Raw genomic sequence first — 18,272 nt, 5'->3', positions numbered from 1 at the left:
TCACTTTCTAAAGTTAAATGTGGTTGGAAATTGAACTCTATCATTTGGTCAGATGGTGAAACTGATTTAAACTTAAAATGCTTATCCAGTTAAACATTTATGTATAAGTCTCGAATAAAGTAGGACTTATATAGGTATGTAATGAAATTTTTTTTTTGCGTTTTTTAAATTTTATTTTTGAGTTCTCTTAATATGAAAAATATCGGTTTAGCCATTTTAGCAATCAGCCTTTCAGGTTGTGCTGCAATGAGCGTAGAAGAATGTAAGACTGCAAATTGGTCATTAGTGGGTGAGAAAGATGGAGCAAAAGGTTCTTCACCGCGCTTAGATCAATATTACAAAGCATGTGGAAAAGCTAATATTGTTCCAGATCAAAAGTCATATGAACGTGGCTATAAAGAAGGTCTAGGGTATTATTGCCAGCCATCAAACATTTTTTATAACGCTTTAGAGGGGAACGGTAATATTAATGTATGCCCAATCGAGCAGCGTAATCGTTTAAGACCTTATTATCGAGCTGCCTCAGATTACTACAATGCAAAAAATGAATACGACCGTTATGATGAAAAGTTTAAGCAGTATTCTGACAGTGCTTATAACGAAAAATTAAAGCCAGAAGAACGTGAACGTTATCGTAAGCTTTTAAGAGATCTACAAAATGATCGTGACCGTATTAATCGTAACTATTGGAACTCAATTCGAGATATTGAACGTTTCAAATATGATCACGGATTAAAATAATATTTAAAACAGGATTGATCTGAATGAGATCAATCCTTTGTTTTTTTAAAGATAATAACTCGTTTTTGTCATTAATTTTGAAATAGCGGTCATACTGATTTTTACCGCATAAGGTAATTCAACACCACCTGCTTCGAGTGCTGTATGACGATGATGTAATTCATCTTCATTCATTTGCTCTAAAATTTTACGAGAGCGTTCATCTTGAGCAGGTAATTGGTTTAAATGATCTTGCAAATGCATGCTCACCTGACGCTCAGTTTCAGCAACAAAGCCTAAGCTATATTTATCACCAGCAATACCTGCAAGAGCACCCATACCATATGATAGCCCGTACCAGATAGGGTTTAATAAACTTGTATGGCTATTCAACTCTTTTAAACGATCTTCGCACCAAGCTAAATGATCTTGTTCTTCAATCGCTGCCTGTTGCATTTCGCGGCGCACATTTGGCAATTTCGCCGTTAATGCTTGTCCATGATAAAGCGCTTGAGCACATACCTCACCGCTATGGTTAACACGCATTAAGCCCGCAACATGGCGAGCATCTTCTACTCCAAGTTTTGTTTCAGCCGTTTCAGCCGGATTTTGGCGCTGTGCTGCTGTTGCACCTGGGACAAGACTACGTAATGCCTGATCAAAGGAGTTAATAAGTTGATCAATTCCTGTGTAGTGGCGCATAAATTAGTCCTCCAAAGAAAGATGTGCTGTGGCAAGCATCGGTTTTAGTCGGGCGAGAAGCCAGATACTAAAGATTGCACTAAGTACAGCTGTAATAATAAATAGTATTTTAATATCAATTTTTAAAACACTTAAGATTAAGATTGAGAAAATTGCAGAAGAAACCATGAATACAGCATTTAAAATATTATTCGCTGCAACAACACGGGCACGATGTGAGCGTGGTGAGTAAGCCTGCATCATGGCATATAAAGGAACAATATAAAAACCACCACTAATACCCAATAAAGTAACAGCAATCATGACGTGGTAGTAAACCCAACCTTGAGTGAAAATATCTTTTAAGGTCAGTAATGCTCCAGTTCTTTCAGGTACAAAAGCTAGACTGGCTGCAAGGTAAAGTGCAAAAACAGTAAGGCCAATTGCACCGATTGGCACCATTTTGATATTAATTTCCGAACCACCAATTTTACGGCAAAGTAATGAACCAACACCAATTCCGACAGAGAAGAAGGTGAGTAACAGGCTAACTACATTTTCCGATGCATGAAGATTTTGCTGAGTCAGCTGCGGAATTTGCGTTAAATAAGTTGCCCCATAAAACCAGTACCACGAGTTACCTAATAAAATTGTGAACACTAACGGTAAACTTTTGGCATATGTAATGGTTTGGAAGCTTGTCCGAATAAAGTTCCAGTCTATATCTAAATCTGGCGCAGCAACTTTCTGTGGCAAAATAAAGCGACTAAACACATAGCCTATGCAAGCAATAGCGACTACAGTCATACTAATCCACAGTAAATTGCCTTCTGATGATGCGATTACGGCACCACCTAAAATCATGCCGAACAAGATCGCCATCGATGTACCAGATTGAAATAAGGCATTACCCGACATGAGTTCGTTTGGTTTTAAAATTTCAGGCAAAATTGCATATTTAATTGGGCCAAAGAAAGTTGAATGTGTACCCATTAAAAATAAGGCGAAGAGCAGCAACCATAAATGCCCCAATAAAAAGCCAGCAGAACCAATGAGCATAATAATAATTTCTAAGATTTTTATGCCGCGTACAAGTTGTGATCGTTCGTATTTGTCTGCAATTTGTCCAGCAGTTGCTGAAAAAAAGAAATATGGCAATATAAACAATAATGCTGCTAAATTATTGAGTGTGCTTACTGGGGCAGATTGTTGTTGAATCCAACCATACGTAATGACTAACAATAAAGCTTGCTTAAAAACATTGTCATTTAATGCGCCAAAAAACTGTGTAAAAAACATCGGTACAAACCGACGTGATGTCATCAGGGATTCATCTTGTTTCATCATGTGCAAGCTTCATTGAGTTTTATTAAAAAATGTGACCGAGTGTTAATTTGCATCGAAAACCATGTATGATATTTTTAACGCTTGATTAAATGAAAAATCAATGGTTTCGAGTGAGTTTTATCCTCATATTGGTGCGTTTATTAAAAAATAAGTTTAGAGTTTTCCATGCCTTCTAAAATTAAGTTTAAACAGTCAACTCTTTCTCACTCTATGCATTTAATCTTAAAAATGCAGAGTATACCTAAACTTATTTGTAGCAGCTTATTGTTAAGTTTATGTGTTACTCCTTGTTATGCCGAAAGTTCGGCAGAAACAGTAACACCACCAGCCCAACAGACCGTAACTGATTTATCACTACAACAAACGAGTACAAATAACCAAAATGATGTTCCAATTACGGATGTTGCGACGCTTGTAACTCAAGCACAGCAGCAACAAGATAGCTTGGCTATATTGCAACAACAAGAACAATTTCCAAATCAGATTGAAGAATTTAAGCCAATCACGCTGGATAACCTTGATGATTTACCTGTTATGCCTGTTGATCAGAGTATGGCAAATGAAATTTATCGGGTTGCAGAAGAGGCAAAAACTGAAGCGCAAAACTTCCAAAATGGAACTCAAAAACATCCAGAAATGGTGGTCAATGATGCATCTCAAGCAGAATTACATGAAATTACTCAAGCACCTGTAAATATTGACCAACTCATGAGTGAGATTCAATCGGATAGTAAGATTGTAGTCGAAGCAAATGAAACAGGAAAAACTTTACCAGAACTTACAGCCGCTACAGAAGAACCACCTGAAGAGAAAGGTTTCTTTAAACGTATTATCAATAAAATTCGTCCGCCGCGTGTGACTCCGATGGAACAAATTCCACGTATCACTGCGGAGGTTAGTGGTGCACCGGATGATCTTGCTAAAAATATCAAAGGTAAGTTATCTACATTTACCCAAGAATCATTTGAAGATTTTAATTCTGCGTTACCACAGCTTAGAAGTTTAAGTAACCAAGCCGCACAAGCTGTAGGTTATTACAATGCCGAATTTCGTTTTGAAAAATTAAGTGCAAGTCGAGTACGCGTAAAAGTCACACCAAATCAACCTGTTCGAATTAATGAACAAAATATTGAATTTAGTGGAGCAGGTGCAAAACAACCACAGTTCCAAGTTATTCGTTTAGTTCCAGACCAAGATGTAGGAGATATTTTTAACCATGGTCTGTATGAAACAACTAAAAGCCGAATTGTAGATGCTGCATCAAATAATGGATACTTTGATGCATTCTGGCGGTTACACGATGTAAAAGTCAGCCAACCTGAAAACAAAGCAGATATTAATCTCAAATATGAAACGGGTGAGCGATACAAGCTTGGTAAGGTTGAGTTTCGTATGAGCGATCCTTCAAAACCATTACCTATCAAATTAAATATTTTGGAAAGTATGGCGCCTTGGAAAGAGGGCGATGACTATACATTTTGGCGTGTAAATGCTTTAGCTAATAACCTGACTAACTCGCGGTATTTTAACTATACTCTGGTCGATTCAATTAAACCTGATCCAATTGAAAAGCCGCTTGAGTTACCTCCAGATTTACAAGCACTGGTCGATCAGCAGAATGTTACGATTGACGAATCAAAACTGCTTTCTCCAGAGCAACAACAACTTGCTAAAGCACGTCAATTAGCCTCACCTACTAAAGAGGTTAGTCAAAATGTTGTAGACGAAAAACAATTTGCTGGGACTGAAAATGCACAATTAGCTGCAGCTCCAGCCGCTTTAAAAACTGCAGCAGATCATGAAGAGCAAGAATCGGAACAAGACCGTTTACAAGCCAAAGCACGTGAAGAAAAAAGAATTCCAGTTATTGTGACTTTAAATGCAGACAGATTAAATAGTCTGGAAACTGGTGTGGGTTATGGTACCGATACGGGAGCTCGCTTACGTAGTCAATATCGTCGTTCAATTGTGAACGAATATGGTCATTCATTTGACGCGAACTTTGAGCTTTCTCAAATTCGTCAGTCCATAGATGGCCGTTATAGTATTCCTTATAAACACCCATTAAATGACTACTTTAACATTGTGGGTGGTTATGAACGTGAGACTAGAGATAATATTGGGCCTGATGTCAGTTTATTAACCGAATCTGCCGTGTTTGGTGGAGAGCGCGTTATTAAAAAACCGTTAGGTGATTGGCAACATACCATTGGAGTTCGTTATCGTCTGGATCGTTTAACTCAAAAAGGAAATGTCGATATTTCTGAGTTACCCGATGCTTTTAAAACTGCCGCTTCAGAGCAAGAAGCGTTATTGTTTGGTTATGAAACTTCTAAAACTTCAAGTAATACACGTTTAAACCCAACTAAAGCATTTAAACAAAGTTATAAGTTAGAACTGGGAAGTAGCAGTTTACTTTCCGATGCCAATATGGCAATTGCAACAGCTGGTTGGAGATTTATTTATTCTTTAGGTGAGCATGATGACCATCAGTTTGTGGGCCGATCAGATCTTAGTTATATTTTTACCGATGAGTTTGATAAAGTTCCATACAATTTAAGATTCTTTACAGGTGGTGACCAAACAATTCGTGGGTTTGACTACAAAAGTCTTTCTCCGGAAGTAGATGGATATAAAATTGGTGGACAAGCTCTAGCGGTAGGCTCTCTGGAATACAACTATCAATTCAAAGAAGGTTGGCGAGCAGCAATTTTTTCTGATTTTGGTAATGCTTACGATAAGAATTTTAGTAACCCGACCGCTTATAGCGTTGGTGTTGGTATTCGTTGGAAGTCACCTATTGGCCCAATTCGTTTGGATGTAGCTTCGGGTATTTCAGATGAAAATCATCCAATTCGTTTGCATTTCTTTATTGGTCCACAACTTTAAAAATAAAATTTTATTAGGTTTATTTTATGGCGGAAGTAGAACAGCAGCCCACTTCGGCACCAAGCTCTCCTAAGAAGCGACGTATTTTGCGTAGCTTCTTGCTGACAATATTAATCATACTTTTATTACTTGTTGCTTCCATCATTATTATGATGTCGACTGACCGTGGAAGCCGTTTTTTATTAGACCGTGTTTTACAAGCTCAACAAGTCATTAAATATGAATATGAAGGGGGTAATTTACTTAGAGGGATTATCCTTAAAAATATTATTGTTCAGTTGGCAGAAGTCGATGTTACTTTAGATAGAGCTGATGTTCGCTTAGGATGGCGTTCTTTACTATTAGAAAAAGAAGTCCATTTAAGCAACGCAGATGTACGTAACTTAATCATTATTAATAAAGCGCCGCCGTCAGATAAACCATTTGGATTTAAACCTATAAAACTGCCATTTGTTTTACGTATAGACAAGGCAGATGTTGATCATTTAGAAATTAAAAATTCGGGTTCTGTTGTAAATTTTCATGATGTCCACTTAAACGATGCGCTGTGGTCAGAGACAAAGCTGAAGTTTGAAAACTCAAGTATGGATATGGGTTATCTTTCTGTACATAACGCAACAGGGAACATGGATTTTAGTGGGAAATATCCGCTTAATGCGACAGCAGATTTAAGAATTCCTTCTTTAAAAAGCTTAAATATTCAAAATATAAAAGTTGCAGCCAGAGGAAGTTTAGATACATTACAAGCTGGCGTAGCAACGACAACACCAGACCTCTTAACAGGCTGGGTTGTTTTACATCCAGTTCGTCATGAAGTTCCAATGCAAGGGGCTTTGTCACTTAAAAATTATCACTTGCCTTTACTAGTTGATCAAAAATTATTTGCTAAAAATGGTGTTATTAAATTTGAGGGTAATGTTCAAAAGCTTAACTTAGCACTTGATACAGATTTAAAAGGTGCGAACTTACCTGAAGGCCAATACAATGCCTTAATGAATACTGATTTAGTACATCAGTTGAATATTACTGACTTTAATGGCCAAGTCATGAAAGGTGCAATTAACCTTAAAGGGTTAGTGAGCTGGAAAGACTATGTTACTTGGGACATAAAAGGTCGTTTAGATCATGTTAATCCTAAAGATAAAGCGATTCCTCAAGTCGTTCAGGACTTCTTACCACCAAGTTTAGATGCAGCAGTTTCTTCCACTGGTTCTTTAGAAAAAGGCACTGAAGTATTAGCGAATGTAGACTTCGACCGTTATGAATCTTGGAAACTTAAATTAAACCAAGCACCTGAAAAGAATAAAAAACCTCAACCAATGTTTATGAATGTGGCTTGGTCAAAAATAGACCGTGCTATGCCATATATAGGTTGGTTGAGCAGTGATAGTGGACAAGTTGATCTGACTTTGCGAGATGGTCAGCAAGATATTAAAGTCGCAACCAAAGTATATCAGCATGAACAGACTCTATTACCAGCAGGACAATATCTCGCAACGTTGAATGTGAAAGATAATATTCTCAATGTTCCTAGTTTTAGTTTTGCTGCTCAAAAAGGCAGTCTTACAGGTCAGGCCAAGGTTTTATTGCCTACTGAAAAACGTCAGCTGGCTTGGAATGCCTTATTAAATGCAAAAGACTTTAATCCGCAAAGTATTCATACAGCAGCACCTGTTAACCTACTTAATGGATCAATCAAAGCAAGTGGTTTTGCAAAGCTAAATCAACAAATTATTCAACTTGAAAAAATCGATTTAAAAGGTCAATTGGCTCAAGCAGGCCAAGAAACGGTTGCGTTAGCAGGGAAAAGTACAGCTGCTTTATTATTTAATGATGTTAAAGCAGGTGGTGGGTTTAAAGGTTTTGCAGTTAATTATGATGGATCTTTGAAAGCACTTAATCAGGCGAATGGATTATTAAAGTTCTCTATTGCGGGTACTCCAGAGTTTATTCGAATTAACCAGTTACAACATGATGGTGTTGCTGGAAAAATCTATGCGACTGGCTCAGTAAACTTAAAAGATCGTATTGCTTGGGATATCAATAGCTCGCTTGTACGTTTTAAACCTCAATATTTTGCTTCAAGTGTAAAAGGCGAAATTTCAGGAAATGTAAAAACGCAAGGTGTTTGGTCTGATAAGTTAAAGCGTATTGATATTCAACAGTTGAATCTTGCAGGATTTTTGAATAACAAGCCAGTGAGAGGTAAAGGTAACTTATCTGTACTTATGGATTCGAACCAAAAGGGCTTTTTACCTCAACAATTCGAAGCGAATAATTTATTTTTGGTTTATGCACAAAATCAGTTACAAGCAACGGGTAATGCGCAAAATTTAAAAATTAAGCTCAATGCACCTGCACTTTATGAGTTGTATCCTGGTTTGAGTGGACGTGCCTATGGAGATTTGAGTGTCCAATCTCAACCTCGCCTAAAAGCTACCGCGAATATTGCAGTTGATAACTTTGCGTATACTAATTTAGTGAGCATTAAAAAACTGCGTATACAGGGTGAACTACCAACATCTGAAACAACACCAACCCAGCTCACAGCTAAGTTAGATAATTTACGTAGTGGTAGCCGTCTAATTCAGTCTGCTGAAGTTAATTTAACAGGAACACGGAAAGCGCATTTATTAAAAGTGCAGGCAAATAATAATGTTTCTAAATTCTATGTTCAGTTAGCAGGTGGTTTTAACCAAAATAATGATTGGTTAGGCCAAATTCAAAAAGGAAGTTTTGATTCGCGACGAATTCGTTTAGCACAAAATCAAAATGCACCTATTATTTTCTCATCAGCACGTTCTGAATTATTTGTTGGGCAACATTGTTGGCAGAGTAAAAATAGTCAGTTATGTCTTGATCAACCTGTACGTGTAAGTAAAGCACAGGGTAATATTTCATTTGTTACTCAAAATCTGGATTTAGGTGATTTTGCTGCTTTCATGCCAGAAGGGTTGGCAATGACAGGTCAGCTCAATGGTTATGCAAAAGCTTCTTGGGTAAATGGTGGGCATCCTAAACTTGACGCACGTTTAGTAACTCGAAAAGGTGAACTAGGCCTAGCTGCTGAAGATCCTCAGGATCCGCCAACCACGTTGACTTATGACGAGCTCAGTGTAATTGCGAAAAGCATTTCAGATGGTCTATTGTTACGCGTTGATGTCAAAACACCTGATATTGGTACTGGCTATGCAAATGTCATTATTAATCCATACCAACCCTCTATGCCAATGCGTGGTGAGGTGGCCTTTAATGATGTGCAATTAAAAGTTTTGAAACCATTTATTCAAGATGTACGCTCAATGAGTGGTACGTTAGCTTTAGCTGGTAAAGTAAATGGTACTTTAACCCAACCGCAGTTTACGGGTGAAATGCGATTGAAAAACGGGGCGATCAGTATGATTTCCCTGCCAGTGAACTTAACCAACGTACAAGTGTATTCATCTATTCGTCAGGATATGGCAACAATTGATGGTGCATTTAACAGTGGACAAGGGGTAGGTTTACTTAAAGGCAGTTTCGACTGGAAAGATTCACCGCGTCTACAGTTGAACTTAAAAGGTGATAACTTACTGGTACGCCAAGCACCATTAATTACAGCAATTGCAAATCCGAATTTGACACTTGATATGTATCCTTTCGATAAACGTTTAAGTTTGAAAGGGTCTGTAGATGTTCCTCGTGCACGTATTTCAATGCCTGAAACAACGGCACCTGTTATTAATACATCTTCAGATGTGCGTATCGTCCGTCAGGGCCAAGACCCACTTGCAATTTTACGCGCAGCTAAACCTTGGGATATTCGTGCTGATATTTCGGTGAATATTGGTAACCAAGTAATCTTCCAAGGCTTTAACAGTAATATTCCTTTAGTTGGTCGTTTGAACTTGACTCAACGTGGTTATGAAACTGCGATGCGCGCGATGGGTGCTATTGGTGTAAGTCAAAAAGTGAAAATTGAAGCATACGGTCAAAGCTTAGATTTAAATCGTGCAATTGCTCGTTTCAATGGGCCACTGTCAAACCCGACTTTAGATATTGATGCGAATAAAAATGTTCAGGGCAGTATGGTTGGTGTGCGTGTTACGGGTACTGCGTCATCACCAAGTATTCAAGTTTATAATGATGCTGGTTTGTCTGAACAAGAAGCCTTGAATGCATTGGTAACAGGTCGTATTAATGAAGGTTCAAGCGGTTTAAGTAATTCGGAAGGTTTTAAATCTGATGTAAACAATACTATTGCTGCCGCAGGTATTAGTATGGGCTTAGGTGGCACTCGTGCTTTAACGAATCAAATTGGTCGTACTTTTGGTTTAAGTGGACTTGCCTTAGATGCCCAAGGTACAGGGGATGATACTCAGGTAAGCTTAACTGGATATATCACACCTGACTTATTTATTCGTTATGGTGTTGGTGTATTTACGCCAGTCAATAAACTTACCTTACGTTATCAAATGAATCGCCGTTTATATTTAGAAGCAAGTCAGTCTTTAGAAAGAGCGATCGACTTATTCTACAACTGGCGTTTCTAAATGTATGAATTAAGAGCTCACTTTAAGTGGGCTCTTATTTTATTAAGGTTATACCATTTTAAAAAAATTAATAATTCTCATATAGATCATTAATTTACTTTGAAGTAATCACATATTAAACACGGTTCTGGTTAAAGAAACTTCACTTGAAAATTGCTGTTTTATAAATTAATTTTCAAAATCATTAAATGAAATTAGATCGATAAAGCCTTGTTGATAATTACAAATAAGGTGAATTTTCAAGGAAATGCCAGTGAAAAAAGTTATTTGTGTTGAAATTACAGAGAGCAAGGATAACGATATAAAGCTTAAATATCGTGCATTGATTCAGAAATTAACAGCAACTTTGTCGTTGACGTTTTTATCACTTGGGTGGGGCAACATGGTGAATGCCGCAGATCAACAAATCGCTTTAGTGGGAACTTGGACATCTATTCCTAATGCACCACTTGTGCAAAAACCAAAACAGGCCAGTGAAGGTTTGTACCAGTTTAAAGTTAATACGGATGGGACTTTAACTCCTATTAAAGTTTTAAAAATGAAAAGTCCTTCTTGGATTGTGAAATCGAAAGATGGCCGTTTTGCATATACAACAAATGAAGAAAATTTAGGAGAGGTCACTGCATTATCAGTTCAAAACGGAAAGGTAGAGGTGCTAAACACAGTAGATAGCCATGGTGGGCATCCAACACACGCCTCAATCAGTTTAGATGGTAAATTCCTATTCGTGTCGAATTATTCTGCATTTGATAAAGGTCGTGGTGGTGTAGCCGTTTTGCCAATTTTGCCAAATGGACATGTAGGTGAAATGGTACAGAATATTGTTTTCGCGGAAGGTTCTGGCCATGTCAAAGGTCGTCAGGAAAGTGGTCATGCACATTCGACAACTTTCAGCCCAGATGGTAAGTATTTATATGCGAGCGATCTAGGAAATGACAAAGTCTATGCCTTTCGTTATAACCCTAACAAACCCCAACCACTTGAAGCAGACAGCAGTCGAGATGTGAAGTTTGTTCATGGTTCTGGACCGCGCCATATGGTGTTTTCTCCAAATGGCAAACATGCGTACATTACCGCAGAAATGCGAAGTGAAATTGTAGCGTTTAATGTACAAGATGGACATTTGAAAAAAATTGCTGAGCTAAAGTTGGTACACGAAGATAAAACACCTGAATTTAAGAGTGCGAGTGGAATTATCTTGAGTCCAGATGGCAAATATATCATTGCTGCCAATCGTGGTGCAGACAACAAACTTTTGGTATTTAAAATTCAACAAAATGGGTTGTTAGGTCAACCAGTCATTTATAAAGCTAATGGCATTGAACCACGAGCTTTCTCCTTTGATGCAACAGGTAAATATTTATATGTGACGAATGTATATAGTAATAACATCAGTTTGTTCCGCTTTGATGCAAAAAGCGGTAGTTTAAAACCTGCTGGCGATGCTGCAAAAATATCTACACCTACTGATATTAAGTTCTTTAATTAATTTGAGTAAAGCAACCTATATTTTTGACACTTCATATAAAAGACCGTGAGCGAGTATCTCGGTTTTTTTATGGCAGTTTTTGCAAAGTCTGTCAGATTCAGTATGATGTGGGCAGCTTAGTCTGTGTAGAGTAATGATGAAAAAAGTTTTATTTGTCTTGATGGGAATGCTGTTAGTCGGCTGTACAGAGAAAAAACCTTTGACACCTGAAGAACAATGGCATGGCTTTTGTACCAGTGTTGGTAATGCAGCTAGAAGTATTGTGTTTGACCGCCAGCAAGCAATTGAAAAGTCTCAAGCGGTTGAGCATGCAAATAAAATTGAAGATGAGATCACCAAAAAATTCATCTTGAATATTATTGAGAAAGTTTATGCTATTCCACAAGATGAGCTAAAAACTAACCCAGAAGCCCTACAAGAAAAAATTAGAAAACAAATGGCAGATGAATGCTTAGTTACACCACATGACAAAATGCCAAACTACAAAAAGTTCTAAGTGTGCAAGACATCGTCAACACTCCACTAAGGTGGAGTGTTCTTTCAATTCAAAATATCGCATGATAAGTCAGTCATTAAGATCATTATTTACACAGGGGTATTTAGTTACAAAATAATGGGCATCACGGAGAAACACCCCGCGCGCATTAACTTTTAGCTTGAACTCTAGTAAAATTTTGTAGTCCATATTACTTGTGAAGCTTTGTGAAAGCTGGAATTTACAAGTAATTTTTTAAAAAAAGAGGAATGAACACCGTGCTAGAAGCTTACCGCCAACACGTTGCTGAACGTGCCGCACTCGGAGTCCCACCGAAGCCACTTGATGATGCTCAAACTGCTCAACTTGTTGAGTTATTAAAAAACCCACCGGCAGGTGAAGAAGCATTCTTGGTTGATTTGCTTGAAAACCGTGTTCCTGCAGGTGTTGACCAAGCAGCTTACGTAAAAGCAGCTTTCTTGGCAGCGATTGCAAAAGGCGAAGCGACATCTCCGCTAGTTTCTAAAGAACGTGCAGTTTATTTACTAGGTACGATGCTTGGTGGCTATAACGTAGCGCCTTTAGTTGAGCTTCTAGATGATGCTGAATTAGGTAGCTTAGCTGCTGAAGCATTGAAAAAAACATTACTTGTATTTGATGCGTTCCATGACGTAGCTGACAAAGCTAAAGCTGGCAATGCGAATGCAAAAGCTGTTTTACAATCTTGGGCTGATGCTGAATGGTTCACTAGCCGTAAAGACGTACCAGAAGAAATCAAACTTACTGTATTCAAAGTAACGGGTGAAACAAACACCGATGACTTATCTCCAGCTCAAGACGCTTGGAGCCGTCCGGATATCCCATTACACGCAAACGCAATGTTGAAAAACGAGCGTGATGGTATCAATCCTGAAAAACCAGGTGAAGTTGGTCCATTAAATCAAATCAAAGAACTTATTGCTAAAGGCAACCAAGTTGCTTATGTAGGTGACGTTGTTGGTACAGGTTCATCTCGTAAATCTGCAACAAACTCTGTGCTTTGGTTCTTCGGTGACGAAATCGCTCACATTCCAAACAAAAAAGACGGTGGTTTCTGCTTAGGTTCTAAAATCGCTCCGATTTTCTTCAATACTATGGAAGACGCTGGTGCGTTACCTGTAGAAATTGACGTTGCGAACATGAACATGGGCGACGAAATCGTTCTTAAGATTGATCACTCAGCAGCTAAAGTAACTGCGTTCAAAAACGGTGAGCAAATCGCTGAATCTGAACTCAAAACTCCAGTTCTTTTAGATGAAGTACGTGCTGGTGGTCGTATTAACTTGATCGTTGGCCGTGGTTTGACTGCTAAAGCGCGTGAAGCTTTAGGTCTTGCACCATCTACATTATTCCGTACTCCAGTACAACCTGCTGCAACTGGCAAAGGCTTCACTTTAGCTCAGAAGATGGTTGGTCGTGCATGTGGTCTTCCAGAAGGTCAAGGTGTAATTCCTGGTACTTACTGCGAACCTAAGATGACTACAGTTGGTTCTCAAGATACAACTGGTCCTATGACTCGTGACGAGTTAAAAGACTTAGCTTGCTTGGGCTTCTCTGCTGACTTAGTTATGCAATCTTTCTGTCACACTGCTGCTTATCCAAAGCCAGTTGACGTACAAATGCAACATACACTTCCAGACTTCATCATGAACCGTGGTGGTGTGTCTTTACGTCCAGGTGACGGTATTATCCACTCTTGGTTAAACCGTATGCTTCTTCCAGATACAGTAGGTACTGGTGGTGACTCGCATACTCGTTTCCCAATTGGTATTTCATTCCCAGCAGGTTCTGGCCTTGTAGCTTTCGCTGCTGCAACTGGTGTAATGCCACTAGATATGCCTGAATCAGTTCTTGTTAAGTTCAAAGGTAAAATGCAGCCTGGTATCACTTTACGTGACCTTGTACATGCGATTCCTTACTATGCAATCAAAGAAGGCGATCTTACTGTTGAGAAAAAAGGTAAGAAAAACATCTTCTCTGGTCGTATCTTAGAAATCGACTTAACAGAAATGGAAACTGACTTAACAGTTGAGCAAGCATTTGAACTTTCTGATGCTTCTGCTGAACGTTCAGCTGCTGGTTGTGCAATCACACTTTCTGAAGAGAAGGTTGCTGAGTACTTACGTTCTAACATCACAATGCTTAAGTGGATGATTTCACAAGGCTATGGTGATGCTCGTACAATGGCTCGCCGTGTTGAAAACATGGAAAAATGGTTAGCAAACCCAAGCCTACTTAAAGCTGATGCGGATGCTGAATACACTAAAGTGTATGAAATTGATTTGTCAGAAATCAAAGAACCTATTCTTTGCTGCCCGAACGATCCAGATGATGCAAAACTTCTTTCTGATGTTCAAGGTGACAAAATTGATGAAGTATTCATCGGTTCTTGTATGACGAACATTGGTCACTTCCGTGCTGCTGGTCAGTTACTTGAGAAAGTACCAAGCGGTTCATTAACAACTCGTTTATGGTTGGCTCCACCAACACGTATGGACGAACACCAGTTAATGGAAGAAGGCTTCTATAACACTTATGGCCGTGCTGGTGCACGTACTGAAATGCCTGGTTGTTCATTATGTATGGGTAACCAAGCACGTGTTGCGCCGAACACAACTGTTGTATCGACTTCTACACGTAACTTCCCTAACCGTTTAGGTCAAGGTTCTAACGTTTACTTAGCATCTGCTGAGCTTGCATCTGTTGCTGCTGTACTTGGTAAATTACCAACTCCAGAAGAATATCAACAATATGCAGCTCAAATTGACAGTATGTCTGCTGACATCTACAAATATTTGAATTTCGACCAAATGGGCGAATATACAAATGCTGCTGATAAAGTAGATACTAAGAAAATTGCTGCTGCTCAATTGACTTAATACCTCAATTTAGTACAAAAAAGGAGCTGATTATTCAGCTCCTTTTTTATTTAAAAGAGAATTAATACACAATTTTCAAATTAAAATATTAAATAGATCATATTTTGTATATTTAAAATGTAAAAATAAATATAGCGCTAGATATTAAAGAAGTTTTTGTTTTAAAATGTTTTCATGAACTTAAAAATAATTAAAAAGAACACGGGTATTTTATATATGGAACTTAAAAATGCTAAAGACAATTGTTGAATTTAAATTTGATGACTATCAGTTATATGATCAAAAATTATCAACAGAAGACGGAAATACATTAGTACAGAAAACTGAGGATATTGCACAATATATTTATAGTATCTTGAAAAATAGATATCACTTAAATATCGAATTAAATCCTGAGCGTTGGGGTTGGGAAATAGAAGTACCTCTACCAGAGATCACGATGTATATTGGTATTAGTGTTTATGAAGAATATAGCAATGGTTTCGCAATATTTATTTCACCAAATACACCAATTTTGAAAAGATTTCTTTTTAGAAAATTGGATATTACTCATCATATTATGCTGCTTCAAAATTATATTAATGTCATTTTGAAATCACATGGTGGTATTTATGATGTGCAATGGTGGGAAGAAAATGAGTTTAGATATGTTGCTGCCCATTAAAATATAATTAGAAAATATGAAATATTCTTTATGATTGTTTAGCTAATACAATTAATAAAATATTTTATTAAGAGTTATAGTGGTGAATTTACGTATGTGAGCTTAATATATGTTCAAAATAATGTGGCTCAGATCCGTATGCGAGTTTTAGCTTGGAAGGCATTACGTAAGTTCTTCTATAACAACCTTCATGATCATGATTACGAAACGACAGTAAGTCGATGTATTAACTATTTCTTGGTTTTCTTAATTATAGGTAATGTAATTGCGGTATTGCTAGAAACAGTAAATGATCTGTATTACAGCTATCGTATATGGTTTGACTACTTTGAAAATATCTCTATCACAATTTTCAGTATTGAATATCTCTTGCGCCTCTGGAGTGTAGTCGAACGTGATCCGACACAACCTGCTTGGAAACAGCGTTTTGCTTGGATGAAGAGTGGAGAGGCACTGATTGACCTCATGGCAATTCTGCCTGCATATCTAAATTTCTTTGTACGAATAGATCTTCGTATGCTTAGAATTTTACGTTTACTTCGACTCTTAAAATTAACCCGCTATTTTATCTCTTTGCAAATATTGCTTTGTGTCATTAAAAGGGAAAAGGGCTCGTTTCAGGCAGTAATTTTCATTTTAATCATTATGATTATTATGACTGCTTCAGGTATTTATGTGGTTGAAAATAAAGCTCAACCAGAAGCTTTTAGCTCTATTCCAAAAGCAATGTGGTGGGCAGTCGTTACCTTAACTACAGTCGGATACGGTGATGTCACACCCGTAACCAGCTTAGGAAAGTTGCTAGGTGCTTTGATTACAATTTTGGGGGTAGGGATTGCTGCTTTACCGGCTGGTATTTTAGCCTCTGGTTTAGCTAATGAACTGAACCAGCGTAATCAGCGCCTTGAACAAGAGTTCCGAGAGTTACTTCAAGTGCGTGGTATAGATATCATTCACGATGAAATTGAAATAGAACGTATTCGGCAAAAAGTCGGATTGCCAAAAGAACAAGCGCATAATCTGATTATTCAAATCATGCGCGAAAAGGTATTAGAAGAAAAAGAAGTGGAAAGGGAAAAGAAATGTTATTGCCCACATTGTGGTGGAAAGCTAACAGACTAGTATTTTGGTCAAAAGTCTGGCGCTAGTCAGGCTTTTTGAGTTGCTTTCTCGACAGCAAATGCAATAAGTAAAATAATAAGACCGCCAAGACTTAATACAAATCCTACCCAGATCGGTGCAATCCAGCCCATCTGATGACTCAGTACCCAACCACCTAAAAATGCACCTAATGCATTCGCAAGATTAAAAGCTGAGTGATTAAGCGAAGCTGCTAGTGTTTGTGCATCACCTGCAACATCCATCAGGCGTGTTTGTAATGCTCCGCCTAAGCCCATTACAGTCAATCCAATTAAGAATAAAGAAGCAATAGCACTATATATATTACTCATTAGAAAACTTGCAACAACAAAGGCGATTGCTGAACTAATAAGTACGCCTACAATGGTTTTATTGAGGTTTTTATCTGCAAGCCAGCCAGCTGCTAAACCTCCAATCACCATTCCGATTCCCCACAGTGCTAGCGCAATAGGAACGATTTGAATATTAACTTTTGTATATTCAGTCAAAATAGGTGAGACATAGCTATATACCGAAAACATGCCTCCAAAGCCAATTGCACCGACCGCAAGGGTTAACCACATATTTATATTTTTAAGCCCAGCCAATTCTGTTTTTATACTGGCAGTAGCTTGAACCGGAATATTCGGCACAAAGCAAGCTACAGCAATTAAAGTAAAAAATGCAATCGTTGCTGAAAATTCAAAACCTGCTCTCCAACCAAAATGTTGGCCTAACCATGTCGCTAAAGGTACGCCAATAACAGTAGCAACGGTTAAACCCATCATCATTTGTGCAACTGCAGAAGCTCTTCGTGATGGGCCTGCAAGTTCAGCAGCGACTAGAGCACCCACTCCAAAATATGCACCATGGGGTAAACCTGCAATAAAACGAGAAACTAAAATGGTCTCAGGCGTATCTGCTAGGGCTGTACAAGCATTAGCAATACCATAAAACAGCATGAGACAAAGCAATAAAGTCTTTCTAGGAACTTTAGCACCCAAAATAGCAATAATAGGGGCACCAATAACAACACCTAATGCATACGCACTAATAAAATGTCCAGCTTCAGGTACTGTAATATTTAGGTTGTGTGCAATTTCTTGAATAAGGCCCATTGCCACAAATTCTGTGGTGCCAATACAGAAACCACCAACTGCGAGAGAGAAAATTGCTAAGAACAGTGAATAATGTTGAGGTGTGTTGGATGAAGATTGGGGGGACGCCATAATAAATTAAAAAAGGAGACTCAAAAATGAAAGTATAAGGGAAAAGAGGTCAAAATAATAAAAAACTAAAACATTGAGCGTACAGTTGCAGGTTTTAAGCAAAAGCATTTTATATTTATTTTAAATAATTTATCGAAATTTTTTAATAAATTATATATGATAAGTTCGTAATACTTTAGGCATTACAATAAGTTGTATAAATATTTAAA

Annotated in this window: 10 protein-coding genes and 1 pseudogene; 8 read left to right on the top strand and 3 right to left on the bottom strand. The window is 37.9% G+C overall.

The window, feature by feature from the left end:
• The first annotated feature begins 192 nt into the window (after nucleotides 1-192).
• Complete coding sequence (locus B554_RS0112520) at nucleotides 193-741, top strand: DUF2799 domain-containing protein (protein ID WP_019458320.1); 549 nt, start codon at nucleotides 193-195, stop codon at nucleotides 739-741.
• 45 nt (nucleotides 742-786) lie between these two features.
• On the opposite strand, the gene coq7 is transcribed toward B554_RS0112520, so the two are convergent.
• Nucleotides 787-1,422 (bottom strand): 2-polyprenyl-3-methyl-6-methoxy-1,4-benzoquinone monooxygenase, encoded by a 636-nt coding sequence (gene coq7 / locus B554_RS0112515; RefSeq protein WP_004700887.1) that lies wholly within the window; start codon nucleotides 1,420-1,422, stop codon nucleotides 787-789.
• A gap of 3 nt (nucleotides 1,423-1,425) precedes the next feature.
• Nucleotides 1,426-2,748 carry an MFS transporter gene (locus B554_RS0112510; RefSeq protein WP_019458319.1) on the bottom strand — a complete coding sequence of 441 codons (1,323 nt, stop codon included), beginning with the start codon at nucleotides 2,746-2,748 and terminating at the stop codon, nucleotides 1,426-1,428.
• A 435-nt stretch (nucleotides 2,749-3,183) separates the two neighbouring features.
• On the opposite strand from B554_RS0112510, the pseudogene B554_RS0112505 reads away from it, so the two are divergent.
• From B554_RS0112505 to B554_RS0112475, 7 genes and pseudogenes are all read left to right on the top strand, one after another.
• Nucleotides 3,184-5,637, top strand: a pseudogene (locus B554_RS0112505) (autotransporter assembly complex protein TamA); the annotation flags it as partial.
• 26 nt (nucleotides 5,638-5,663) lie between these two features.
• Nucleotides 5,664-10,169, top strand: a complete 4,506-nt coding sequence (locus B554_RS0112500) for a translocation/assembly module TamB domain-containing protein (RefSeq protein ID WP_019458317.1) — start codon at nucleotides 5,664-5,666, stop codon at nucleotides 10,167-10,169.
• A 247-nt stretch (nucleotides 10,170-10,416) separates the two neighbouring features.
• Nucleotides 10,417-11,658, top strand: a complete 1,242-nt coding sequence (locus B554_RS0112495) for a lactonase family protein (protein ID WP_019458316.1) — start codon at nucleotides 10,417-10,419, stop codon at nucleotides 11,656-11,658.
• Between the two features lie 133 nt (nucleotides 11,659-11,791).
• Nucleotides 11,792-12,154, top strand: coding sequence for a hypothetical protein (locus B554_RS0112490; RefSeq protein WP_031944952.1), 363 nt, complete (start codon nucleotides 11,792-11,794; stop codon nucleotides 12,152-12,154).
• Between the two features lie 257 nt (nucleotides 12,155-12,411).
• A complete protein-coding gene (locus tag B554_RS0112485) occupies nucleotides 12,412-15,051 on the top strand; it encodes a bifunctional aconitate hydratase 2/2-methylisocitrate dehydratase (protein ID WP_004700901.1) in 2,640 nt (879 codons plus the stop codon).
• Nucleotides 15,052-15,280: 229 nt separating this feature from the next.
• A complete protein-coding gene (locus B554_RS0112480; protein ID WP_004700904.1) occupies nucleotides 15,281-15,715 on the top strand; it encodes a hypothetical protein in 435 nt (144 codons plus the stop codon).
• Between the two features lie 138 nt (nucleotides 15,716-15,853).
• On the top strand, nucleotides 15,854-16,837 hold the full coding sequence (locus B554_RS0112475; RefSeq protein WP_019458313.1) for an ion transporter: 984 nt from the start codon (nucleotides 15,854-15,856) through the stop codon (nucleotides 16,835-16,837).
• 26 nt (nucleotides 16,838-16,863) lie between these two features.
• On the opposite strand, the gene B554_RS0112470 is transcribed toward B554_RS0112475, so the two are convergent.
• Nucleotides 16,864-18,063: an MFS transporter gene (locus B554_RS0112470; protein ID WP_019458312.1), complete on the bottom strand. Its 1,200-nt coding sequence runs from the start codon at nucleotides 18,061-18,063 to the stop codon at nucleotides 16,864-16,866.
• Nucleotides 18,064-18,272: the final 209 nt, after the last annotated feature.

The sequence above is a fragment of the Acinetobacter sp. GG2 genome, from assembly GCF_000292385.1.
Classification (GTDB): Bacteria; Pseudomonadota; Gammaproteobacteria; order Pseudomonadales; family Moraxellaceae; genus Acinetobacter; species Acinetobacter seifertii.
The sequence above is the reverse complement of the archived record's forward strand: the minus strand, read 5'-3'. Positions and strand labels throughout refer to the sequence as shown.